This is a genomic window from Neotamlana nanhaiensis (genome assembly GCF_000943555.1).
GTDB classification, from domain to species: domain Bacteria; phylum Bacteroidota; class Bacteroidia; order Flavobacteriales; family Flavobacteriaceae; genus Neotamlana; species Neotamlana nanhaiensis.
Map to the genome: position 1 here is coordinate 360,775 of NZ_JTDV01000002.1, position 23,419 is coordinate 384,193.

At 32.0% G+C, this 23,419-nt stretch carries 19 protein-coding genes; 12 read left to right on the forward strand and 7 right to left on the reverse strand.

The features are described 5' to 3' along the window. Positions 1–76: 76 nt before the first annotated feature. Positions 77–1,954 carry a cation:proton antiporter gene (locus PK35_RS04740; protein WP_044625534.1) on the reverse strand — a complete coding sequence of 626 codons (1,878 nt, stop codon included), beginning with the start codon at positions 1,952–1,954 and terminating at the stop codon, positions 77–79. Between the two features lie 166 nt (positions 1,955–2,120). Between PK35_RS04740 and PK35_RS04745 the strand changes: the two genes are divergently transcribed. From PK35_RS04745 to PK35_RS17110, 7 genes are all read left to right on the forward strand, one after another. Next, entirely contained in the window at positions 2,121–2,981 is an 861-nt protein-coding gene (locus PK35_RS04745) for an MBL fold metallo-hydrolase (RefSeq protein WP_044625535.1), read from the forward strand. A 27-nt stretch (positions 2,982–3,008) separates the two neighbouring features. Further along, positions 3,009–4,619, forward strand: coding sequence for a S8 family peptidase (locus tag PK35_RS04750; RefSeq protein WP_044625536.1), 1,611 nt, complete (start codon positions 3,009–3,011; stop codon positions 4,617–4,619). 14 nt (positions 4,620–4,633) lie between these two features. Further along, the gene (locus tag PK35_RS04755) at positions 4,634–6,454 is read left to right on the forward strand and encodes a M1 family metallopeptidase (RefSeq protein WP_044625537.1); all 1,821 of its coding nucleotides are present in this window, start codon (positions 4,634–4,636) and stop codon (positions 6,452–6,454) included. Between the two features lie 116 nt (positions 6,455–6,570). Continuing rightward, entirely contained in the window at positions 6,571–6,945 is a 375-nt protein-coding gene (gene rnpA, locus PK35_RS04760) for a ribonuclease P protein component (RefSeq protein ID WP_044625538.1), read from the forward strand. 12 nt (positions 6,946–6,957) lie between these two features. Further along, positions 6,958–8,592: a S41 family peptidase gene (locus PK35_RS04765; RefSeq protein ID WP_044625539.1), complete on the forward strand. Its 1,635-nt coding sequence runs from the start codon at positions 6,958–6,960 to the stop codon at positions 8,590–8,592. Positions 8,593–8,669: 77 nt separating this feature from the next. Further along, on the forward strand, positions 8,670–9,524 hold the full coding sequence (locus PK35_RS04770; RefSeq protein WP_044625540.1) for an OmpA family protein: 855 nt from the start codon (positions 8,670–8,672) through the stop codon (positions 9,522–9,524). A 5-nt stretch (positions 9,525–9,529) separates the two neighbouring features. Next, the gene (locus PK35_RS17110; RefSeq protein WP_052825879.1) at positions 9,530–10,933 is read left to right on the forward strand and encodes a T9SS type B sorting domain-containing protein; all 1,404 of its coding nucleotides are present in this window, start codon (positions 9,530–9,532) and stop codon (positions 10,931–10,933) included. On the opposite strand, the gene PK35_RS04780 is transcribed toward PK35_RS17110, so the two are convergent. The 3 genes from PK35_RS04780 to rpiB form a co-directional block, all read right to left on the reverse strand. Next, the gene (locus tag PK35_RS04780; RefSeq protein WP_044625541.1) at positions 10,930–11,373 is read right to left on the reverse strand and encodes a GNAT family N-acetyltransferase; all 444 of its coding nucleotides are present in this window, start codon (positions 11,371–11,373) and stop codon (positions 10,930–10,932) included. The genes PK35_RS17110 and PK35_RS04780 overlap by 4 nt on opposite strands. Before the next feature lie 126 nt (positions 11,374–11,499). Next, complete coding sequence (locus PK35_RS04785; protein ID WP_044625542.1) at positions 11,500–12,417, reverse strand: cation diffusion facilitator family transporter; 918 nt, start codon at positions 12,415–12,417, stop codon at positions 11,500–11,502. A 5-nt stretch (positions 12,418–12,422) separates the two neighbouring features. After that, entirely contained in the window at positions 12,423–12,857 is a 435-nt protein-coding gene (rpiB, locus tag PK35_RS04790) for a ribose 5-phosphate isomerase B (protein WP_044625543.1), read from the reverse strand. A 688-nt stretch (positions 12,858–13,545) separates the two neighbouring features. On the opposite strand from rpiB, the gene PK35_RS04795 reads away from it, so the two are divergent. Both PK35_RS04795 and PK35_RS04800 read left to right on the forward strand, forming a co-directional pair. Beyond that, positions 13,546–15,774, forward strand: a complete 2,229-nt coding sequence (locus PK35_RS04795; protein WP_044625544.1) for a ribonuclease R family protein — start codon at positions 13,546–13,548, stop codon at positions 15,772–15,774. A 277-nt stretch (positions 15,775–16,051) separates the two neighbouring features. Then, positions 16,052–17,407 (forward strand): MFS transporter, encoded by a 1,356-nt coding sequence (locus PK35_RS04800; RefSeq protein WP_044625545.1) that lies wholly within the window; start codon positions 16,052–16,054, stop codon positions 17,405–17,407. A gap of 176 nt (positions 17,408–17,583) precedes the next feature. On the opposite strand, the gene PK35_RS04805 is transcribed toward PK35_RS04800, so the two are convergent. From PK35_RS04805 to PK35_RS04815, 3 genes are all read right to left on the reverse strand, one after another. Then, positions 17,584–18,132 carry an HNH endonuclease gene (locus tag PK35_RS04805; protein ID WP_044625546.1) on the reverse strand — a complete coding sequence of 183 codons (549 nt, stop codon included), beginning with the start codon at positions 18,130–18,132 and terminating at the stop codon, positions 17,584–17,586. A 153-nt stretch (positions 18,133–18,285) separates the two neighbouring features. Continuing rightward, the gene (locus tag PK35_RS17495) at positions 18,286–18,426 is read right to left on the reverse strand and encodes a hypothetical protein (RefSeq protein ID WP_202903812.1); all 141 of its coding nucleotides are present in this window, start codon (positions 18,424–18,426) and stop codon (positions 18,286–18,288) included. Between the two features lie 20 nt (positions 18,427–18,446). Next, entirely contained in the window at positions 18,447–19,304 is an 858-nt protein-coding gene (locus PK35_RS04815) for a CPBP family intramembrane glutamic endopeptidase (protein WP_044625547.1), read from the reverse strand. Between the two features lie 86 nt (positions 19,305–19,390). On the opposite strand from PK35_RS04815, the gene PK35_RS04820 reads away from it, so the two are divergent. The 3 genes from PK35_RS04820 (at position 19,391) to PK35_RS04830 (ending at position 23,349) form a co-directional block, all read left to right on the forward strand. Beyond that, positions 19,391–19,684: a YbjQ family protein gene (locus PK35_RS04820; RefSeq protein WP_044625548.1), complete on the forward strand. Its 294-nt coding sequence runs from the start codon at positions 19,391–19,393 to the stop codon at positions 19,682–19,684. 97 nt (positions 19,685–19,781) lie between these two features. Further along, the gene (locus tag PK35_RS04825; protein ID WP_044625549.1) at positions 19,782–20,456 is read left to right on the forward strand and encodes a head GIN domain-containing protein; all 675 of its coding nucleotides are present in this window, start codon (positions 19,782–19,784) and stop codon (positions 20,454–20,456) included. 85 nt (positions 20,457–20,541) lie between these two features. After that, complete coding sequence (locus PK35_RS04830) at positions 20,542–23,349, forward strand: triple tyrosine motif-containing protein (RefSeq protein WP_044625550.1); 2,808 nt, start codon at positions 20,542–20,544, stop codon at positions 23,347–23,349. Positions 23,350–23,419 lie beyond the last annotated feature (70 nt).

Sequence of the window (23,419 nt, forward strand, 5' to 3'; positions counted from 1 at the left end):
TTAGCCCAGTCGAAAGATCTAAACTTAAGTTTCGATTGGGCTAAAGATGACAATACCATTTTTTTAGAGTTATAATTTACTCCTTCCCTAACGAGTTATTTTCAACCGTTGGTACTTTTTCAACATCAAAAGGTTTTCCAAGGTAAACCAACTGAAAACCTTCTTTTATTTTTTCAACAATATCCAATCCAAACGATGAAATAATGTGTAATTCGCCTTCTAAATCCTTTATAAATAAAGGGATTATATCGTCGTCGTTATTCGTAATTTCTATCAGGCTTTCGTAATGCGCTTTATCGGTTAAATCTATTTCTTGTATGCTTGGGTGACGACGTGAAAGCTCTAAAAGTGAACTAAAATCGTCGCGGTGCGAAAACAACCCTTCTTTTGGGTGATTACTAAAATCTTGATCAAGCATTTCTTGCGTAGTAATTAATCTAAACGAACCATTTTCTCCAAATTGGCCTCCAAATTTTTCAATTGCATACTTATTAATATCAGAATTTCCTGTTAAAGCCATTAAATACCCAACATCACTAAGCTCGATATTGTCCATAAGCGTATCCGAATAAATATTGGTGGTTATGGCTTCAAGTCCTAGCTCTCGAGCTTTTTCAATATTACGCTCATTACTATCAATTAAAACCACATGGCGACCATTAGTTTCTAAGTAATGTCCGAGTAATCGCGATACTTTCGAGGCACCAACTATTAATATACCTCCAGATTTTTCAAGAAAAACACCCACCAATTTAGCAAATAAACGCGCCGTAGTAGCGTTAAGTAAAACGGTTCCTAATACAATCATAAACACCAAAGGCGTTATGTATTTAGCATCAGCAACACCTTTATCGGCAAGTGTTAAACCAAATAACGAGGCAATACCAGCAGCTACAATACCACGTGGACCAACCCAACTAATAAACAATTTTTCTTTAAGACGTAATTTACTGCCTTGTGTACTTAAAAACACCCCTAACGGACGAATTATAAACACTACCAAAGCAAAAAGTATTACAGCATTCCAGTTGTAAATAAGTAGTAAATCTTCAAAATTTATATTAGCAGCTAGTAAAATAAACAGAATTGAAATCAATAATACACTCAATGATTCCTTAAAGTAAAGTAGCTCTTTTAAATAGGGCGATTTAGAATTACCCAAAACCATACCCATAACTACAACTGCTAGTAAACCAGACTCGTGAGCAAAAACATCAGATAAAATAAAAACACCTAAAACTGCAGCTAAAGCAAAAACATTAAGTAAATAATGCGGTACTAATTTTTTATTAATTGCAAAATTTAACGCATGTGCAAAAGTAAAACCAAAGGTTGAACCAAATAAAACAATTTTACCAAACTCAATTAAAGCAGTTTTAGTAAACTCACCACCAGCACCAACACTAATAAATTCAAATACCAATACTGCAACCAGCGCCCCAATGGGATCTATTAAAATACCTTCCCATTTTAACACTGCCGATACATCTTTTTTTAATGGAATATTTCGTAAAATAGGTGTAATTACCGTTGGTCCGGTTACTATTATTAAAGCCGAAAACAAAAATGATACATCCCAGTTTAAATAAAACACATAATGTGCTGCAACAGCTGCTCCAAAAAATGTAACCACCGATCCTAAGGTTATAAGCTTAGTAATTATAGGACCAACATTTTTAATTTCGTTAAATTTTAATGTTAAGCCACCTTCAAAAAGTATAATACTAATAGCCAACGATACAAAGTAAAATAAACTTTCACCAGGAAATAAACCTTCTTTACCATTCCAAATGGGTTCAATCCATTTAGTACCGTCATACGATAAATATTCGGCTGCAAACGGCCCAACCAAAAGGCCTATTAAAATTAAAGGTAAAATGGCTGGAATTTTAAATTTCCACGCTACCCATTGTGCTAATATTCCTAAAATAATAATACCTCCTAATTCAACCATATGTTAATGTTATAAAACACTAATTTAAAAAAATCTTATAAGTTTAAGTTTTTAATTATACTTTGTTATACTTTTTTAATTTTTTATTGGCTTCAAAAGCTATATATCTTAATAAATTCTTAAGGTTTTTATGCAATCGTCGTAGATTTCTTAATTTTACATCCTTATGAATTTATTTCCTATTAATGCTGGTAATTTTAAGCTCGATGGTGGTGCCATGTTTGGTGTAGTACCAAAATCGTTATGGCAACGTACCAATCCTGCCGATGCTAATAACATGATTGATTTAACAGCACGTTGTTTACTTATTGAAGAAGGCAATCGCCTTATTTTAATTGATAATGGTATGGGTAATAAACAATCTGATAAATTTTTTGGTTATTACCACCAATGGGGCGATTTTAGTTTAGATAGCTCGTTAAAACACTACGGATTTCATCGTGATGATGTTACCGATGTATTTATGACCCATTTACACTTCGACCACTGTGGCGGAAGCATACAATGGAACAAAGACAAAACGGGTTACGAAACCGCCTTTAAAAATGCTCATTTTTGGAGCAACGCAAACCATTGGGAATGGGCAACACAACCCAACGCTCGCGAAAAAGCATCGTTTTTAAAAGAAAACATTTTGCCTATGCAAGAAAGCGGTCAACTAAAATTTACCAACATTCCAGAGGGCGATTTACTTAAAAATTCGGCACTTGGTTTCGATATTTTTTTCGCAAATGGGCATACCGATAAGCAAATGATTCCCTTAATTCATTACCAAGGTAAAACCATAGCTTTTATGGCCGATTTATTACCAACAGTTGGACATTTACCGCTACCCTACGTTATGGGTTACGATACCCGCCCACTATTAACACTAAGCGAAAAAGAAAAGTTTTTAAACATAGCGGCAGATAATAATTATTACCTATTTTTAGAACACGACGCTCATAACGAAATAATTACAGTAAAACATACCGAAAAAGGTGTTCGATTAAACAACACATTTTCAACTACAGATATCTTTAACTAAATATTAAAATTAACTCAATATTATACAATGAAAATTATTAAACCCTTATTCACTTCTGCTTTATTTTCAGCAGTATTATTTGGCTGCGGTACCGGAGCAAGTATCATATCTACACCTCCCGAAAATATTGATACCTCGCCACTTAAAGTTTCAGATTTAACTGAAGCCGAAAAACACAATTGGGGACATTTAGACATGATTGCCGATACCATTCCTGGTATGAGTGTAGATAAAGCTTACGCTGAAATTATTAAGAACAAAAAAGGAAAAAAGGTTATTGTAGCAGTTATTGATTCTGGTATCGATATCGATCACGAAGATTTAAATGATATTATTTGGACTAATAAAGATGAAATTCCTAACAACGGAAAAGACGACGATAATAACGGTTACGTTGATGATGTTCATGGTTGGAATTTTTTAGGTGAAGGCTATAACGAACAATTAGAATATGTTAGAATTTTAGCAAAAGGAGACACAAGTAATCCTGATTACGCTGCTGCAAAAGCCGAATACGATTCACAATACCAAACGTGGTTAGGCCGTAAAACGCAATACGATCAAATTTATCAGCAAATTTTAGCTGCTGACCAAATTTTAGCTAAAGCTACTGGAAAAGAAAAATATACCAAAGACGATGTAAATGCCATTACAAGCAACGATGAAAAAGTAAACCAAGCTAAACAAATGGCGCAATACATGTTTAGCAATGGTATGGAATCGATGGATGAAGCTAAAGAAGAATTAAAATCTGGTTTAGATCAAATTAACGAGCGTTTAAATTATAATTTAAATAAATCGTTTACTGGTCGTGTAAATGGTGATAATCCAGACGATTTATCTACTAAATTCTATGGCGATGGCAATGTAAAACCAGTTGTAAAAACCGAAAGCCACGGTACCCATGTTGCCGGAATTATTGCAGCCGAACGTAACAATGGTTTAGGTGCCAATGGTGTAGCAAACAACGTAGAAATTATGAGTATTAGAGTAGTACCTAACGGCGATGAGTACGATAAAGACGTTGCCTTAGGTATCCGTTACGCTGTAGATAATGGTGCTTCTATTATTAATGGTAGTTTTGGAAAAAGCTTTTCACCACACAGCGATTGGGTACGCGATGCTATTGCATACGCTAGCGAAAAAGATGTGATTTTTGTTCACGCTGCTGGTAACGATAGTAAAAATGTAGATACCGAACCTAACTTTCCAGATGATAATATTAACGGCGAAGAAGTATCGAACACATACATTCGCGTGGGCGCATTAGCTCCAAAATATGGCTCTAATATGGTGGCTGGTTTTTCTAACTACGGTAAGAAAAACGTTGATGTATTTGCACCAGGAGCAAGCGTTTATTCTACTACTCCAGAAAACGAATACGATACCAAAGGTGGCACCTCAATGGCGGCTCCAGCAGTTGCTGGTGTAGCAGCTTTAATTCGCTCATATTATCCAAGTTTAAAAGCGTCGCAAGTAAAACAAATTATTATGGATTCTGGTTTAGCACTTAAACCACGAGTAATTGTTGGTGGTGATAGTAACGATATTCGTCCGTTTGCCGAATTATCAAAATCAGGAAAAATAGTAAATGCTTATAATGCATTAATCATGGCTTCAAAAGTAGCCGCTCAATAAAAACAAATAATTACATGAAACGTTATTTTGTATCAATTTTAAGCCTTTCCTTTTTATTATCATGTGGTAGTAGTAAAGGATCTGCTTCTATTACGCCAACACCTCCAAATACACCCGAAACACCTCAAGTTTCAACTGTAAACCCTGGTTATTGGCAACAACATGTCGATTACAAAATGGATATTGATATGGACGTTAAATCTTATCAATATCAAGGTAAACAACAACTGATTTACACAAATAATTCACCCGATGTTTTAAATAAGGTATTTTATCATTTATACTTTAATGCCTTTCAACCAGGAAGCGAAATGGATGTGCGCTCACGCACCATTGCCGATCCCGATCGTCGTGTTGAAGATAGAATTAGCAAGCTTAAACCAAACGAAATTGGTTATATAAATGTAAGCTCGCTTAAACAAAATGGTACCGTTTTAAAACACGAAACTGTTGGTACCGTTTTAGAGGTTGAATTAGCAAAACCTATACAACCAGGAGAAAAAGTAACTTTCGATATGGTTTTTGATGCGCAAGTACCTGTACAAATTCGCCGTTCAGGTAGAAATAACAAAGAAGGTGTGGCGCTTTCTATGACGCAATGGTACCCAAAATTAGCCGAATACGATTTTGAAGGTTGGCACGCCGACCCTTATATTGGTCGTGAATTTCACGGTGTTTGGGGTGATTTTGATGTGACCTTAACTATCGATAAAGACTATGTTGTAGGTGGTTCTGGTTATTTACAAGGCGAACCAAAAGTAAGCGGTGGTAAAAAAACCATGCATTTTAAAGCACCTAACGTACACGATTTTACTTGGGCTGCCGATCCTGAATATATTCATGATACACTTCAAGTACCAAACGGACCGTTGCTTAACTTTTATTACAAAAAAACACTTCCTGAAGAAAACTTAAAATTCTGGAAAGAATTTCAGCCCAAGGCTGCTGCTTTAATTGAATATTATTCAGAACATGTTGGTAAATATCCTTACGAGCAATACTCGGTAATTCAAGGTGGCGATGGTGGTATGGAATACGCCATGTGTACTTTAATTACTGGTAAACGCAGTTTTGGTAGCTTAGTTGGTGTTACCGCACACGAAATGGCGCATACATGGTTTCAGTTTTTATTAGCAAGTAACGAAGCGAAGCACGAGTGGATGGATGAAGGTTTTACCAGTTATATTAGCGATTTAGCGATGAATGACATTATGGATTCTAAAAGCGACAACCCAACTGCTGGCGCATACAGAAACTATATTTACTTAGCAAAATCGGGTAAAGAGCAACCGCTTACTACACATGCTGATAGATACAATTACAACCAAGCTTATAGTATTTCGGCTTACAGTAAAGGTGAAGTATTTTTAGCCCAATTAGGGTATGTTATTGGAGAAGATAACTTAAAGAAAACCATTAAAAAATACTTTACTGATTTTTCGTTTAAGCACCCAAAGCCTTTAGATATTGTTCGCACTGCCGAAAGAGTGTCTGGTTTAGAGCTCGACTGGTATTTAATAGATTTTGGACAAACTACTAATACTATAGATTATGGTATTAAATCTGTTGACGACAAAACCATAACTTTAGAGCGCATCGGCTTAATGCCAATGCCTATAGATGTTACAGTAACTTACACCGATGGCACCACCCAAGATTATTACATACCATTACAAATGATGCATGGCGAAAAACCAACCACTGCAACCATTATTAAAGATTGGGCTTGGGCATACCCAACCTATACTTTTAATACCGAAAAAGCGGTTAAAAATATACAAATAGATCCTAGCGGTTTAATGGCAGATATTAACCCAGAAAATAATAAAAAGTAGAAAAAACCTACTTTAATTTAATAAACCCTTTTGTATAAACAGAAGGGTTTTGTTTTATAAACAAATAGATAATCCTCATTTTTATATTTTACATACCTTTGAAAAAAATATAAAAATTGCGGCTTACCTACCCTAAAAACGAAAAATTAAAAAGCAAAACTCTTATAGACGACCTATTTACTCAGGGTAAATCGGTTTCGGCATATCCTTTGCGTTTGGTATATTTATCAACCAGCTTTAAAGATAATGTTAAGGCTAAAACTGGTGTTTCGGTAAGTAAACGTAATTTTAAAACTGCGGTCGCCAGAAACCGTATAAAACGCTTAATGCGTGAAGCTTACCGATTAAATAAACCCAATATTTTTAACAATTTAACAACGCCCCATGCGTTTATGATTTTGTACATTGGTAAAGACAAACCAGATTACGCCTTAATTGATAAAAAAATGAAGCAATTATTCGATAAATTTTCGAATAAAAATGAAGCCTAAAAAAAATCGTCCATGAAAAAAATATTAAAAAGAAAAGTAATTATTCCCGTGTTACTTTGTGTGATATTTATATCAACAACCGCTTTTAAAAACGACTTTTTTGAAATCGCTAAACAAATTGAAATTTTCACCACTTTGTTTAAGGAAATTAACATGAATTATGTTGATGATACCAATCCTGGTGAACTCATGGATACGGCCATAAAAAGTATGCTTGCCGATTTAGATCCGTACACCAACTTTATGAACGAACAAGATGTTGAAGCCGCTAGAATTAACAACACTGGCGATTATACGGGCATAGGCGCGAAAGTTAAAACTTTAAAAGATAAACTATTAATTATAGAACCTTACAAAGATTATCCGGCCGATAAAGCAGGACTTAAAGCGGGCGACGAAATTATTAAAGTAGGTGATATTACAGTTAAAGATTATAAAGACGATGCCGGAAATTTACTTACAGGTACGGCAGGATCGCAAGTAGAAGTAACTTATAACCGCCAAGGAAAAACCCAAACAACAACCATTAAACGTGCAGAAGTTGAAATTAAAGCAGTACCTCATTTTTCAATGATAAATACGACCACAGGTTATATTGTTTTAAGCGCATTTAGCCGTAAAGCTCATACCGAAACCAATTATGCATTGCGCGATTTAAAAGCCCAAGGCGCTAAACGTATTATTCTTGATTTACGCGGAAACCCTGGCGGATTGGTAAACGAAGCCATAAAAATTGTTAATTTATTTGTACCAAAAGGGCAGTTGGTTGTTACCACAAAATCGAAGGTAAAAAAATACAATCGTACTTACTATACACAAACCGATCCTATTGATACCGAAATTCCATTAGTTATTTTAATTGATGGTAAAAGTGCTTCGGCTAGCGAAATTGTTTCAGGATCGTTGCAAGATTTAGATCGTGCCGTAATTGTTGGCACACGTAGCTTTGGTAAAGGCCTTGTGCAACGCCCAAAAGAGCTTACTTATGGCACCCAAGTAAAAATTACTATTTCGCGTTATTACACCCCATCTGGTCGTTGTATTCAAGCCTTAGATTATTGGCATAGAAACGAAAATGGAGAAGCCGTTCGTGTTAAACAAGAAAATTATAACGAATTCAAAACCAAAAATGGCCGTAAAGTGTTTGATGGCGGTGGTGTTTTTCCCGATGTTCCTATGGGAAGTTATAAAACATCTCCTATTACCACTGCCATTGTTAATAACGATTTACTATTTAACTATGCTACAAACTACCATTACAAACACAAAATAAACGATATTAATAATTTAAAACTTAACGATACCGATTTTAAAGATTTTAAAAACTATTTAAAAGCAAATCATTTTTCATTTGAAACCGATACCGAAAAAGCACTTAAAAAAGCCTTCGAAATTGCTAAAAAAGAAGAATTAAACGATAATATAAACAACGATTATAATACCTTAATTTCAAACTTAAACAAATCGAAATCAACGGTTATCGATGAGAATAAAGACTATTTACTTAATAAACTTACTGAAGAAATAGTAAAGCAATATGCTTACCGAGAAGGTTTATACGAGTATTATAAAATACACGATAAAGACATTAAAAAAGCCACCGAAATACTTAGTAACTTAAGTACCTATTCTAGCTTTTTAAACTAAAATACCTTTGTAATACGTTGTAATAGTAACAATATCAAGCTTTCAATTAAAAATATTATATTTATCCCAAGGTTGATATGAATAAATTTTTAATCTACATACTATTTGTTTTTGGTGCTACTTTAGGTTTTTCGCAAGAAAATTTAAAGCACGAAGTGTATTTTGAAACCGATGAATATGTTGTACCAAATACAGAAACAAATAGACTACTTTTATTTATTTCAAAATTAACTGATGTAAATATTGAATCGATTTCAATTTTTGGATTTTGCGACGATAGAGGTGCCGATACTTACAATTTAAGACTCTCGCAACAACGTGCCAATGCTATTAAAACTATATTTTCAGAAAATGAAATTAGCGAATCGTTAATTACAAATGTTGATGGTAAAGGCGAAATTCTATTAAAAATAGTTGAAGAAAAAAACCTATTAAAAATTCGTGGGTTAAATAGAAAAGTTGAAATTATTGTTAAACCTAAACCGCCTAAACCTGTTGTTAAAGTGGTTGAAAAGGTTGAAAAACCAAAAGAAAAAACAGTAATAGATAAGATAAACGAAAGCGCAAAAGGCGATAAAATAATTTTTAAAGACATTTTATTTAAAACAGGATATGCAACCGTTACTCCTGGAACCAAAAAAAACCTAACCGCTATTGCTGAAGCCCTAGCAAGCAGACCAGATATTTATTTTACCATTCAAGGGCATGTATGTTGTACAAAATATTCGCGCGATGCTATTGATAGAAAAACAAAACTTCGTAATCTATCGGAAGCTAGAGCTAAATATGTTTACGATTATTTTGCTAAAAAAGGCGTCGATAAAAAACGTATGAGGCATTTGGGAATGCGCAGAAAATTTCCGCTAGGTGGCGATCCTCAATTCGACCGTCGTGTTGAAATTGTTATTAACTACGTTGATAACGCTAACTAAATGTTATGCGCTTAAAAACTCTATATTTTACCCTTATTTTAATTGGTTTCCAGTTAAAAATTTATGCGCAAACTTATATTCCAGATCCTAATTTTGAACAAGCTTTAATTGATTTAGGTTACGATACGTTGCCCTTAGACAGCTTTGTACTAACAGCAAACATTAGCAGTATTACCAATTTAGATATTGCCGAAAAAAATATAAGCGATTTAACAGGTATTGAAGATTTTATAAACTTAACCAATTTAGATTGCTCGTTAAACCAAATTACAAGTTTAAACCTTTCAGCAAACACACTTTTAACCGAATTATACATAAACGACAATCAATTAACCACAATTGATGTTTCTGCTTTAGCAGCTTTAAAAATATTTTGGTGCTTCAGTAATAATATAAATCAATTACAAGTAAATAATAATCCCAACTTAATTTCGCTGGTATGTTGGAATAATAATTTAACCACCTTAAATGTTAGCAATAATACCGCTTTAACCGTTTTAGTTTGCGAAGAAAATAATCTTACAAATCTTGATATTTCTCAAAATTCAGCTTTAAACCGCTTGCAATGTGGTAACAACTTATTAAACAATTTAAACCTATTAAACAATACTAATTTAAGTTATTTAGCCTGCGAAAATAACCAATTAACAACGCTCGATGCTAGCCAAAACACAGCATTAAAAACTGTAATTTGCAATAATAATAACTTTAAAACCCTAGATTTTTCTATTAATAATAGTCTGTCTTATGTAGATGTACAATCTAATGCATTGTGTACATTAAACCTTAAAAACGGTAATAATTCGGCAATAACATACCTGAATTTTAGCGATAACAATTTTATTAATTGCGTTGTTGTAGATAATGAAAATGCCGATTTTAGCCATTGGCAACCCAATAATTTTACAAACTATACCAACACTGTTGATGATTGCAGTGTTTTTGTTCCTGTTGATAAACTCGACAATTTTATTGGAAAAAGTTTCACCTTACCCAATTTAACTAATGGCAATTATTTTACTTTATCTGGAGGTGCAGGAAATCCTTTAACTGCAGGTGAAACAATTACAGCATCGCAAATAATTTATATTTACAACGAAACGATTTGCGATAGTAACGAATCGTATTTTAATGTTTTAATTACCGATGCCGATTATTACATCCCTAAATATTTTACCCCAAATAACGATGGTAATCACGATTTATGGGAGATTTTAGATAATACCAATAGCATTAACAACATTAGTATTTACAATAAATATGGTAAGCTTTTAAAACACTTACTTCCCGGTAATTTACAATGGGATGGCACTTTTAATGGTAACTATTTACCAACCGACGATTATTGGTTTGTACTTGTTTTTAATTCTGGTGAAGTGTTACGAGGGCATTTTTCATTGAAGCGTTAGTTTTTTAACATCGCCACATGCGGAATTCCATCTTCTAAGTACTCCTCTCCTATTTCGTTGAATCCTAAATTATTATAGAACTTTTTTAAATAACATTGTGCCGAAATTTTAATTTCAGTTTCGTTAAAATAATTACTAACAGTAGCTATTGAAGCTTTCATTATATCGTAACCGTATTTATGTTTACGTTCGTTTTGTGCCACTACTACCCTACCAATGCTAGCTTTTTCAAAATAATCACCAGGTTTAAAAATGCGTGTATAAGCCACTATTTTTTCATTTTTAATTCCTAAAATATGAATGGCTTTTTGGTCTTTATAATCTATGTCTTGGTACACACAATCTTGCTCTACAACAAATGCTTCGCTTCGTAATTGAAGCAAATTATAAAGTTCGCTGGTAGTAAGTTGGTTAAAGGTTTTAGTTTGTATGGTTAGCATCTATGAGTTTTATTAAAAATTAATGATTGTCACCTTGAGCGTAGTCGAAAGGTTTTAAAAAAAGAATAAGGTTTCGACTGCGCTCAACCTGACATTAAAAGTAATGTTCCGGCGTGTTAAACTAAATCAATCCTGAACTATAATATCTTTTATATCGTCTTTGTTAAATTCTGGTTGAATGGTCACGTGGTTTATATCAAATTTTTCATGCAACAAAGCTTCAATAGTAACTAAAATTGCATCAAATTCTGTGATGTTAACATCTTCATTCAAATCTAAATGTGCTTCTAAATGCAATTCTTCATCACTTAAATTCCAGATGTGTACATGATGTAATTTTTTAACTTTTGGTAGTTTGTTAACTTCATTTACAACTTCTTTAATATCAATATGTTCGGGCGTGAATAACATAATCATTTTAGTAGAAGATTTCAATAAAAAATATCCTACCCAAATTAAATATAAGGCTATTAAAAAGGTAAGTAAACTATCTACCCAAAATAGCTGAAAATATTTCATAAGCAAGCCACCAACTAAAACGGCAATACTTGCTAACATATCGGTTAATAAGTGTATGTAAGCCGATTTTATATTAATATTATTTCCCGATTGCTTTTTAAGTAAATACACGCTAAAGCCATTACCTAAAATAGCTACAATAGCCAGAATAATAACTAAATTAGATTCAATAGTTTGCGGATTTTTAAAACGCTCGAAAGCTTCTTTAATTAAAATAACAGCAACTATTATTAAGGTAGATGCATTTATAAAAGCTGCTAAAATTTCTGCTCGTTTGTAACCAAAAGTTCGATGCTCCGAAGCTTCCTTTTTTGCTAATTTATTAGCGATATAACTAACTACTAGCGATATAACATCGCTAAAATTATGCAAAGCATCACTTAATAACGATAAGCTTCCAGAAACTAAACCGCCAATAACTTGAGCTACTGTAATAACTACATTTAATAATATAGATATTAACAAATTTCGCCCATTTAAATCGGGGTGTTGGTGCGAATGGTTATGCGAATGATTGTGTCCCATTCATATTAACAAGATAATGGAATTTTATCGATGCGACGTTGGTGACGACCACCTTCAAACTCGGTATTTAAAAAGGTTTCTACCATTTCAACCGCTTGTTCAATAGCTGTAAAACGCGCTGGAATACAAATTACATTGGCATTATTATGACCACGAATAAGTTCTACAATTTCTTTGGTCCAACTTAAACCTGCACGAATACCTTGATGTTTATTAGCTGTAATAGCCACACCATTAGCACTACCACAAATTAAAATGCCATAAGTGGCTGTTTTATTTTCAACATCGGTAGCAACAGGATGTACAAAATCGGCATAATCTACACTATCTTTATTATCGGTACCATGATTAATAACAGTATAACCTTTATCTTCAAGATATTTTACAATAGCATATTTATAATCGGTACCAGCGTGGTCGTTTCCTATAGAAATTGTCATTTTTTTATACTTTAATATATAGTTACAAAGGTAACGAATTAGGATTTAGATAACTATTCAATAAAAAAACTTATCATTTATTTCAACATGTTAATAACCTCATGTTTTTTACAAAAGCTGTGTATTAGTTTTTCATTACCTGTTAATAACTGTTGATATGTTTATAAAACATTTATTTGGTTTTTATCTAAAAAATTACAATCCGTAACATTTACGTAACATACAAATAAGTTAATGTAAATTTTTAGTTAACTTATAAGCACTAAAATGTGCAGTTATAAGCTATGTTAACTAAATATTTTATTAAAAATTAACTGTTAGTTTTGTTATTAACAGCTGTTAATAGCAAATTAAAAAAGCTTTAAAATTAATAAGTTACGCATGTTTATAATTGTTAATTAACTATCAATAGTTTTAAATAACATAATTTTCAAAATAAAACCTCAAAAAGTTATACCGCTATTAACAAACAATAATCATCATCAATATTTTTTTAAAATTTTTAAAAGAAAAAGATATTATAATATATAGTGTGGATAACTTCAATTTAACATTAATTAAATCGTTTTAAATTTTATTATTGTAGCTTTGTGTAAACAAATAGCTATTACTTCGCCTTTTTAAGCTATTTTTATAACAGGTTTCCTAACTGTTATTTTATTAGGAATTAAAAGATTACTCAAATTATATGAGCAGAAAAAGAAAAGGAAAATCCAGAAAAAACGGTATTTCCAACCTTACAAATACAATTTTAAGCATTTTAAAAAAAGAACGTAATCAGGCGTTTAACTACAAACAAATAGCGGCTAAACTTGGTGTAAATGATGCCAGTAGCCGTAATCAAATTATAAAAACCTTAGCTAAACTTGCTGCGAAACAAGAAATACAAGAAGTAGATCGTGGTAAATTTAAAGCTGTTATTAACACCGAATATTATACCGGTATTTTAGATTTATCTTCTCGTGGATCTGGATATATTATTTGTGACGAATTTGAAGAAGATATTTTTGTTGCTTCAAACAATATTAATCGTGCATTAAATGGTGACGAAGTAGAATTTTATCTGTACAAACGCCGTAAGCGTGGTAAAATGGAAGGTGAAATTACTCAAGTTTTAAAACGTGATAAAAGTGAGTATGTTGGTGTTATTCAGTTACATAGTAATTATGCATTTGTAATTGCCGATAGCACAAAAATGTACAAAGATATTTTTGTACCTATTAACAAAACTTTTAATGCCGAAGATGGCGATAAAGTTTTAGTAAAGCTTGAAGACTGGCCAGAAAAAGCCGATTCGCCTTACGGAAAAGTAATTAAAGTACTTGGTAAACCAGGTGAACATAACACCGAAATTCATGCTATTTTAGCCGATTATGGTTTACCGAACGAGTTTCCCGAAGCTGTTGAAAACTATGCTAACGAGCTCGATACCTCTATAACTGAAGCCGAAATAGCTAAACGTCGTGATATGCGTAAGGATTTAACCTTTACAATAGATCCTAAAGACGCTAAAGATTTTGATGATGCTTTATCTTTTAAAAAACTTGAAAATGGTTTATTTGAGGTTGGTATTCACATTGCCGATGTATCTCATTACGTTAAAGAAGGTACTGTTTTAGACGATGAAGCTTACGAACGTGCTACATCGGTGTATTTAGTAGATAGAGTAGTGCCCATGCTTCCTGAAGTATTGTCTAACAATGCTTGTTCGTTGCGTCCACATGAAGAAAAATATACTTTTTCGGCAGTGTTTACATTGAATGAAAAAGCCGAAATTAAAGACCAATGGTTTGGTAGAACTGTAACTTACAGTGATGCTCGTTTTGCTTACGAAGAAGCCCAAGCTATTATTGAAAATAATTGCAATGTTGCGCTGAGCGCAGTAGAAGCGTCTAAAATAAATACCGAAATTCCAGAAGAAGTTTCTTTAACAGGAAAAACATATCAAACACAACCCGAAATTGCCGAAGCGGTTTTAGTACTCGATAAATTGGCTAAAAAAATGCGTAGTGTTCGCATGCGTTCGGGAGCTATTTCGTTCGATAAAGTTGAAGTAAAATTCAATTTAGATGAAAACAACGATCCGGTTGGTGTATTCTTTAAAACCAGTAAAGATGCTAATAAGCTTATTGAAGAATTTATGCTGTTAGCAAACCGAAAAGTATCGGAATTTATTGGAAAACAGTCTCCTAAAAAAACATTTGTGTATCGTGTTCACGACGAGCCAGACGAAAGTAAACTAGCTAGTTTACAAGGTGTTGTAAAACGTTTTGGTTATAAACTCGATTTTAAAGATAGAAAATCTACTTCAGCTTCATTAAATAATTTATTAAAAGAGGTTGTTGGTAAAAAAGAGCAAAATTTAGTCGATACTTTAGCGATACGAAGTATGAGTAAGGCCGAATATTCTACGCAAAACATTGGGCATTATGGTTTAGCTTTCGATTATTACAGCCACTTTACATCGCCTATACGCCGTTATCCCGATGTCATGGCACATCGATTACTTCAATGGTATTTAGATGGCGGAAAAAGCGCTAATGAAGATGCGTACGAAGAAAAATGTAAGCATTCTAGCGATATGGAAAACTTAGCCACAAAAGCCGAACGCGATTCTATTAAATACATGCAAATTCGTTTTATGGAAGATCATAAAGACGAAGACTTTGTAGGTGTTATTTCTGGTGTAACCGATTGGGGAATTTATGTTGAAATTATTTCGAATAAATGCGAAGGTATGGTAAGTGTGCGTGATATGACCGACGATCATTATGCATTCGATCAAGAACTTTACGCTATGGTTGGTCGTAGTAATAAAATTATCTATCAGCTTGGTGACGAAGTTGTTGTAAAAGTTAAAAACACTGATTTAGTTAAAAAACACCTCGATTTTACTTTAATAGGAAAGGTTGAATAAGATAAATTATTAAGCCATATTATAATTTCAACTTCTTTAGTAATATTTTACGTAAATAATTAAGTATTATTTTTTATTAATACTTAGTTATTTACTTAGTAAGTGTACTCAAATTTTATATAAAATCATTTAAATCCATTAATTTTAAGGTATTTGTAAAAATTTTAAATATGTATTAATGCAGTTTTTATATTGATAAAAAACATGTATGTTTGCGATATATAAGTATTTTCTAAGTATTATTACTTAATTATTTTAATTTAATCGCATTATTATCATGGATCATTTAAGTACAAGTAAAGCCACAAAAATTAAGCTTACCGATTTTAAAACTGTACAAATGCGTACATTTCATTTAAGTTGGATTGCTTTCTTTTTATGCTTTTTTGGTTGGTTTTCTCACGCACCATTAATGAAATCAACTATAGCATTAGATTTAGAATTAACTAAAGCGCAAACCACTTTAGCCTTTATAGCATCGGTTGGTGTTACCATTTTTGCACGTTTGTTAATTGGTTCGTTGTGCGATAAAATAGGACCTCGAAAAAGTTATGTTTACTTATTAGTATTTGGAGCGTTTGCTGTGGCAGGTTCGTCGTTTGCACATACTTGGGAAACCTATTTAATTTCAAGATTGGCCATAGGTGTTATAGGTGCTTCGTTTGTAATTACACAATATCACACTTCGGTGATGTTTGCTCCTAATGTTATTGGTATTGCAAATGCAACAACAGCCGGTTGGGGTAATTTAGGTGGTGGTGTTACAAATGCAGTAATGCCGTTAATTGCCTCAGGTGTTTTAGCTTTAGGTTTAGCTGAAGCGAATACGCAATGGCGAATTGCTATGTATGTTCCTGCAGTAATTATGTTGGTTGTAGCCTTTTTATATTGGAAATACACTACAGATTGTCCGAAAGGAAATTATACCGATTTACCAGAAGAAAGACCACAAGTTAAGAAAGGAGAAAAAGGATTGTTTTTAACTGCAGCTTCAGATAAGCGTGTTTGGATTTTATTTTTAATGTATGCGGGTTGTTTTGGTATGGAATTGTTTGTTACAGGGAAAGCATCTACGTATTATCAAGAAAAGTTTGGTTTAAGTCAAGAATCGGCAGGTTTTATAGTGCTTTTCTTTGGAGCTATGAATTTGTTTGCACGTTCAACAGGTGGTTGGATTGCCGATAAATTTGGAAAAAATTCGGGTCTTAATGGTCGTGTAAAAATATTGGTTTATGTTGTTATTGCTGAAGGTGCAGCTTTATTGTTATTCTCTCAAATGAATGTTTTAGGATTTGCCGTTGCAAGTATGGTGTTCTTCTCCTTATTTGTACAAATGGCAGAAGGTGCAACTTATTCTGTTGTACCGTTTATTAATCGTAAAGCTTTAGGTGCAGTTTCTGGTATAGTTGGTGCTGGTGGTAATGTAGGTGCAGTGCTTTATGCACAGTATTTACTACGTAGTGGTTCTAGTTTACAAGAAGCATTCTTTGCCTTTGGTTTTGTGGTAGCCGCTGTTGGATTTCTTGGTTTACTCGTAAAGTTTTCACCTCAAGAGGAGCAAGCTGCAAAAGACGAACAAAAGCGTATAGAAGATTTACAAAAAGTAGTAGATGCCTCCGTTGTTACCGCTTAAGTTTTTAAATAGTATAAATTAACCTTAGTTCAATATGAAAATTATGAAATAATAATCAAAAGCTAAATGATGATACAGTGACATTTGCCTTTCGACTACGCTCAACCAGACAAAAAAAGTTAATTTATAAAAAAATCCTAGAATTTAATTTCTAGGATTTTTTTAGTTTTAATAAATTAATATTCGGTTACCGAACTCCAATTTTCACCAGATTTTATGCGATATAATTGCATTTCGGAGATACCAAATTGTTTTGCAATCATTTTTAAACGGGTTCTTCTATTTGGGTCGTTAATTTTACGTTTAATAAGTTTTACTTTATTTTCGGTAAGTTTTGCGTAAGTACGTTTTCTAGGTTTATTTTTATATTCTGGATTACTAAACTGATGCACCTCTTTTTCGCGTTTTGTAGCCCATTTTAAATTTTCAACACGGTTGTCGGTTTTATCGTAATTTAAATGAATGACGTAAATGCCATCATTTTGTTCTAAAAAATGCTGCGCAACTAGTTTGTGAATATATCTACTGGTAGATTTTCCGTTTAGTCTTTGTTTTAATGGTAAGTTTCTGTAACCGTTTATAAATGACTCTTTCACTAAAAATTCTTTTTCACCTTTACAATTTATAATACGACCATAATTCGATATTTTAAATTTTTCGTTTTCTGCAATAGCATCATCAAAAATTATATTCTTCCATTCTTCCTTCCAAAAGTCCCGTATCATGTGTTTTTATGTTTAGTTTATGAAAAAAATCAACTGCGTAATTTACATAAAATAAGGATATACTTAAAACGTTTCAACTAAAAACGACTGATTTTTAGTTATTTGAAAGAAATGAAATACATATAAAATTTTACTTTTCTTAACAAATGTTAATTAATTTTTCTTTTTACTAGACTTTGCAATCGGATTAAAATTTAAGGTTAATTGTATCCAATATTCTAAATCACTATCTAAATCGAAACCTTCTGGAGTTACAAAAATATAACCTTTCATGGGGCGACCTGTAAAATCCATTGGTAAACATTCGGGTTTATTTATATGTTTTTATTTAAAGCTGATTTTCTTCTATAGTATACATCAATAATTACAATTAAAATAATCATGGTAATTAATGCAAAAAAGGAGCCTTCAAAACCAAAATTTCCACCATTTATGGTGTTGTTTTTTAAAATTTCAAAATTTATTATGGAGTAAAAATCTTTCCCGCTTACATTAAATCCAACTAAAGTTTGGCTTAAATTCCAACTTAAATGAAACGCTATGGGAAACCATAAGTTTTTGGTGTGTATGTACGAAATACCGAGTAATATTCCGGCAAATAATAGGTTTAGTAATGCAAAAGCATCAATGTTTTGGTTGGCACCATGAAATAATGAAAATAATAATGACGAGAGCAGCAAAGCGAAATACTTGTTAAACGAAATCATTAAATTTTTTAAAATATAGCCTCGAAATAATACTTCTTCGGCTATGGCAACTGCACTAAAAATTACTGTTGAGTACAAGAGTTCTTTAAATTTGAAAAGCGTTTTAATAAAGACTATTTCGTTTAAAGTAATTAATAAAAAGTAGGCGAGAATCATAATAAGGCTTCCTAAAAATAGACCAACTATTAAATCTTTTAATCGGTTTTTTAAGTTAAGGCCTATTTGTAAAAAGGTTTCTTTATCTAAAAATTTTAAAAAAATCCATACAACTATCAATGTACCAAATAGTCCGCAAAGCGTAATAATCATTTGTTGATATGTATTTGGGTTATATTGGCCTGCAGCAATGTCTTTTATATGAAATCCGGCCAGTAAGTATCCAATTAATTGAAAAATGCTAACGATAATAAAATACGGAATAAGTATAAGTAATACGCGTTGCCAACCTTTGTGATTGTTGTTCATAATTAAGGTTTTATAGATTTAATTATAAAAAATAAATACATAAAATCAGTGAATTTTTTAATTTAGTTGAAACAAAAAATATAATTATGATTTTAACGACCACACACAATATTGAAGGCCATAAAATTACCGATTATTTAGGCATAGTTACAGGAGTATCGAGCAATATTAAAACGTCGTTTTCGTTTAAAACCGAAAAGACAATGCATATTATTTCTGAAGCTATTAATAAAGCCAAAGAAGAAGCTTTTCAAAAACTAAAAGCAAACGCAAACCAATTAAAAGCAAACGCGGTTGTGGGTATAAATGTAGATATGGAAACCGAAGGAGGAGCTTATTTTTTTATTTCGGTTACGGGTACTGCGGTTAAGGTTGAATAATTTATAATGTTTTGCTAAAGTTTTTAAGTATTGGAACAATTATTGATTCTTTTACGTAAATTATAAAAAGTACAATTAAAAATTATAAAATTTAAAAATGAAGACCTTAGTTAAAACCCTTGTTTTATTTATAACTGCAAGCTTATTTTCGCAAAATACTATTGAAAAAACGGTTGGTGAATTTAAAGAACTTAAAGTTTACGATTTAATTAATGTAGAGCTTATTAAAGCGAGCGAAGATAAAGTTGAAATTACAGGCGATAATAAAGATGATGTTGTAATTGTTAATAAAAATGGTACTTTAAAAATTAAAATGAAGCTAGGCGAATCGTTTGAAGGTAACCAAACTAAAGTAACATTGTATTACACCAAAGTAGATGTTATTGATGTAAACGAAGGGTCAACTGTAACCTCAAACGATACCATAAAACAGTTTGAAATAGATTTAAATGCTCAAGAAGGTGGAATAATTAAAATACCCGTAGATGTTTCGTTTACCAATGTAAAAGCAGTAACTGGTGGTGTAATTGAAGTTTTAGGAACCTCAAAAAGTCAAGATATTTCGTTATTAACAGGTGGCGAATATCATGGTAAAGAATTAGATTCAGAAAAAGCTAAAGTTTCTATTAATGCGGCAGGTTCTGCTTATGTAAAGGCATCAAAAACCGTTGATGCTAAGGTTAGAGCTGGAGGTGAAATTTTTATTTATGGTAACCCAGATAAAGTTAACGAAAGTAAAATTTTTGGTGGTAGTATAAAGCGTATAGATTAATTTTTAAGCTTTACATAGCCTATACAAAAGGGCTTGTAAAGGTTATTTTTACTATATTTAGCTATACAACAAACTAAATTTTACCTTGAAGCTAAATAAACTGTTAAGTTTTGTTGCTGTAATATATTGTGTTTTAATAGTTACAGCACAAGAACGTCCACCCATTCAAATTTTTACACCGTCGCAGTATGGTGCCGAAAATCAAAATTGGGGTATCTCCCAAGGTGAAAACAAGTCTATTTTTATTGCTAATAATAAAGGACTTTTAGAGTTTAATGGCGCAAAATGGCGGGTTTATGCCTCTCCAAATAAAACTATTTTGCGCTCGGTAGCAGTTATAAAAAATAAGATTTATACAGGTAGTTTTCGAGAATTTGGTGTTTGGCAACGCGATAATATTGGGAATTTAAATTATACATCGTTATCGCAGCAATTAAATATTCCTTTTTTAGAAGATGAAGAATTATGGAATATTATTGGAATAGACGATTATATTCTGTTTCAATCGCTTAATCGAATTTACATTTACAATACTAAAACCGAAACGTATTCCATAATAAATTCAACCGAAACTATTTATCGTTTGTTTAAGGTAAACGATTCCATTTATTTTCAAAAATTAACAAATGGTTTGTTCGAAATTGTAAATGGTAAAGCGCGTTTAGTATCAAATCATCCTATTATTCAACAAAATTTAGTTGTAAATATATTTATTCAACATAATAAACTTTTGCTTTTAACCGAGGATAATGGTTTTTATAGTTTACAAAATAATCAGCTCGATAAATGGGAAATTCCAGCAAATACTTCACTAGATAATTTACGTATTTATAGCAGTAAGCAATTGCAGGATGGTAGTTTTGTTTTAGGAAGTATTTCCGATGGTATTTTACTATTATCTGCTAAAGGCGATATTGTTTATAAAATTAATCAGAAATCTGGAATAAGCAATAACACAGTTTTAGCGGTTTTTGAAGATGTAGATAATAACATTTGGTTGGGTTTAGAAAATGGCATTAACTGCATAAATATTAAATCGCCGTTTAGTATTTATAACGATACCGAAGGCCATATTGGAGCCGTAAATACTTCGGTATTACATGAGGGCAATTTATATATTGGTACCAATCAAGGCTTATTTTATAAAGCTTATAATAGTAAGGACGAGTTTAAATTTATATCGGGAACTCAAGGTGCAGTTTGGTGTTTAAATAAAATTGATAATGAGTTATTTTGCGGGCATAATTCTGGTACGTTTTTGGTGAATAATAATAAAGCTAAGTTGGTAGCAAATGTTCAAGGTACTTGGAATATAAAAAAACTTAACGATCGTTTACTTTTACAAGGAAATTATACAGGACTTTACCTGTTAGAAAAAACTAACAATTCCTGGAAACTTCGAAATAAAATAAAAGGTTTTAATATTTCTAGCCGCTATTTCGAAGTGTTAAATAACAATAACGTTTTTGTAAGCCACGAGTATAAAGGTGTTTTTAATATTAGTTTAAATAAGGAATTAACCGAAGCGGTAGCTATTACGCAAGAAGCCATTGAAACCGGATTAAAAACCAGCTTAATTAAGTACAAAAACAATATTTATTATTCGCAAATAAGTGGTGTTTATAAGTATAATAAAGCTAATAAAACTTTTGATCGCGATTCTGTTTTTAGTCAGCTTTTTAATAAAAACGAATATATTTCAGGAAAATTAATTGTAGATAGCCAAACCAATAAACTATGGGCAACATCGGTTTCTGGTTTAACTTACATGGCTACCAGTAAGCTTAGTAATACGCCAAAATTTACACATATTGCTTTACCAAGTTTGTCAAGAAACGATGTGGCTGGTTACGAAAATATAGCGCATTTAGAGGGTAATAAATTTCTTTATGGAAATTCTACAGGTTACATTATTTTTAATTTACAGCAGGTTAAACAAAAGCCATTTAAAGTACATTTAAATCAGGTTGTTAATAGTGCATTTAAAAATACAAATCATGCTTTAATTTATGTAAATACCCTTAAAAATGAAACCTTCGATTATGCTAATAATAATATTAGGTTCACCTTTAGTGTGCCCGAATATCAAAAATTTGCACTAGCCGAGTACCAATACCAATTAGAAGGGATTCAAAACACTTGGAGTAATTGGACTAAAAAACCTGAAGAATTTTTTGAGAATTTACCACATGGTAATTATACTTTTAAAGTACGTGCCAAAATAGGAAGTACTTTGTCTACAAATACCGAAACCTTTAGTTTTAGTATTAAACGACCTTGGTATATTTCAAATGCTATGATGGGTTGTTATGGCTTGATGGTACTGTTATTTTCTGTGTTTATGCATAATCAGTATAAACGAAGTTTTAAAAAGCAACAAAAGAAACTTATTATTAAAAAGCAACGTGAATTAGAGTTAAAAGAGCTCGAAAATAAAGCGCAATTAACGCGGTTTAATAATGATAAGTTGCGTCAAGACATCGAAAATAAAAACCGAGAGTTGGGTATTTCTACCATGAACTTAATTAAGAAAAATGAGTTTTTAAATAATTTGAAAAAGGAATTACAAAACGTAAACGATGTTAAATCTATTAAACGTGTCATAAATATTATTGATAAGAATATTAATAATACCGACGATTGGCATCTCTTTGAAGAAGCATTTAATAATGCCGATAAAGACTTCCTAAAAAAAATAAAGCAACTGCATCCAGAGCTTACTTCAAACGATTTACGTTTATGTGCCTATTTACGTTTAAATTTAGCTTCAAAAGAAATTGCTCCACTTTTAAATATTTCTCCTCGAAGTGTCGAAGTAAAACGTTACCGATTGCGAAAAAAGATGAATTTAAAGCACGAAGCCAGTTTAACCGATTATATTTTAAGTGTATAGTTACTATACATAGTGAATTTATACCTATACAACACCACAACAAAGCTATTTTTAACCATATTTAAAGGTT

Bases quoted from the DNA above. Each gene is read 5' to 3' on its own strand.
- PK35_RS04740 (WP_044625534.1), bottom strand. From the start codon at position 1,954: ATGGTTGAATTAGGAGGTATTATTATTTTAGGAATATTAGCACAATGG.
- PK35_RS04745 (WP_044625535.1), top strand. From the start codon at position 2,121: ATGAATTTATTTCCTATTAATGCTGGTAATTTTAAGCTCGATGGTGGT.
- PK35_RS04750 (WP_044625536.1), top strand. From the start codon at position 3,009: ATGAAAATTATTAAACCCTTATTCACTTCTGCTTTATTTTCAGCAGTA.
- PK35_RS04755 (WP_044625537.1), top strand. From the start codon at position 4,634: ATGAAACGTTATTTTGTATCAATTTTAAGCCTTTCCTTTTTATTATCA.
- PK35_RS04765 (WP_044625539.1), top strand. From the start codon at position 6,958: ATGAAAAAAATATTAAAAAGAAAAGTAATTATTCCCGTGTTACTTTGT.
- PK35_RS04770 (WP_044625540.1), top strand. From the start codon at position 8,670: ATGAATAAATTTTTAATCTACATACTATTTGTTTTTGGTGCTACTTTA.
- PK35_RS17110 (WP_052825879.1), top strand. From the start codon at position 9,530: ATGCGCTTAAAAACTCTATATTTTACCCTTATTTTAATTGGTTTCCAG.
- PK35_RS04780 (WP_044625541.1), bottom strand. From the start codon at position 11,373: ATGCTAACCATACAAACTAAAACCTTTAACCAACTTACTACCAGCGAA.
- PK35_RS04785 (WP_044625542.1), bottom strand. From the start codon at position 12,417: ATGGGACACAATCATTCGCATAACCATTCGCACCAACACCCCGATTTA.
- rpiB (WP_044625543.1), bottom strand. From the start codon at position 12,857: ATGACAATTTCTATAGGAAACGACCACGCTGGTACCGATTATAAATAT.
- PK35_RS04795 (WP_044625544.1), top strand. From the start codon at position 13,546: ATGAGCAGAAAAAGAAAAGGAAAATCCAGAAAAAACGGTATTTCCAAC.
- PK35_RS04800 (WP_044625545.1), top strand. From the start codon at position 16,052: ATGGATCATTTAAGTACAAGTAAAGCCACAAAAATTAAGCTTACCGAT.
- PK35_RS04805 (WP_044625546.1), bottom strand. From the start codon at position 18,132: ATGATACGGGACTTTTGGAAGGAAGAATGGAAGAATATAATTTTTGAT.
- PK35_RS17495 (WP_202903812.1), bottom strand. From the start codon at position 18,426: ATGGATTTTACAGGTCGCCCCATGAAAGGTTATATTTTTGTAACTCCA.
- PK35_RS04815 (WP_044625547.1), bottom strand. From the start codon at position 19,304: ATGAACAACAATCACAAAGGTTGGCAACGCGTATTACTTATACTTATT.
- PK35_RS04820 (WP_044625548.1), top strand. From the start codon at position 19,391: ATGATTTTAACGACCACACACAATATTGAAGGCCATAAAATTACCGAT.
- PK35_RS04825 (WP_044625549.1), top strand. From the start codon at position 19,782: ATGAAGACCTTAGTTAAAACCCTTGTTTTATTTATAACTGCAAGCTTA.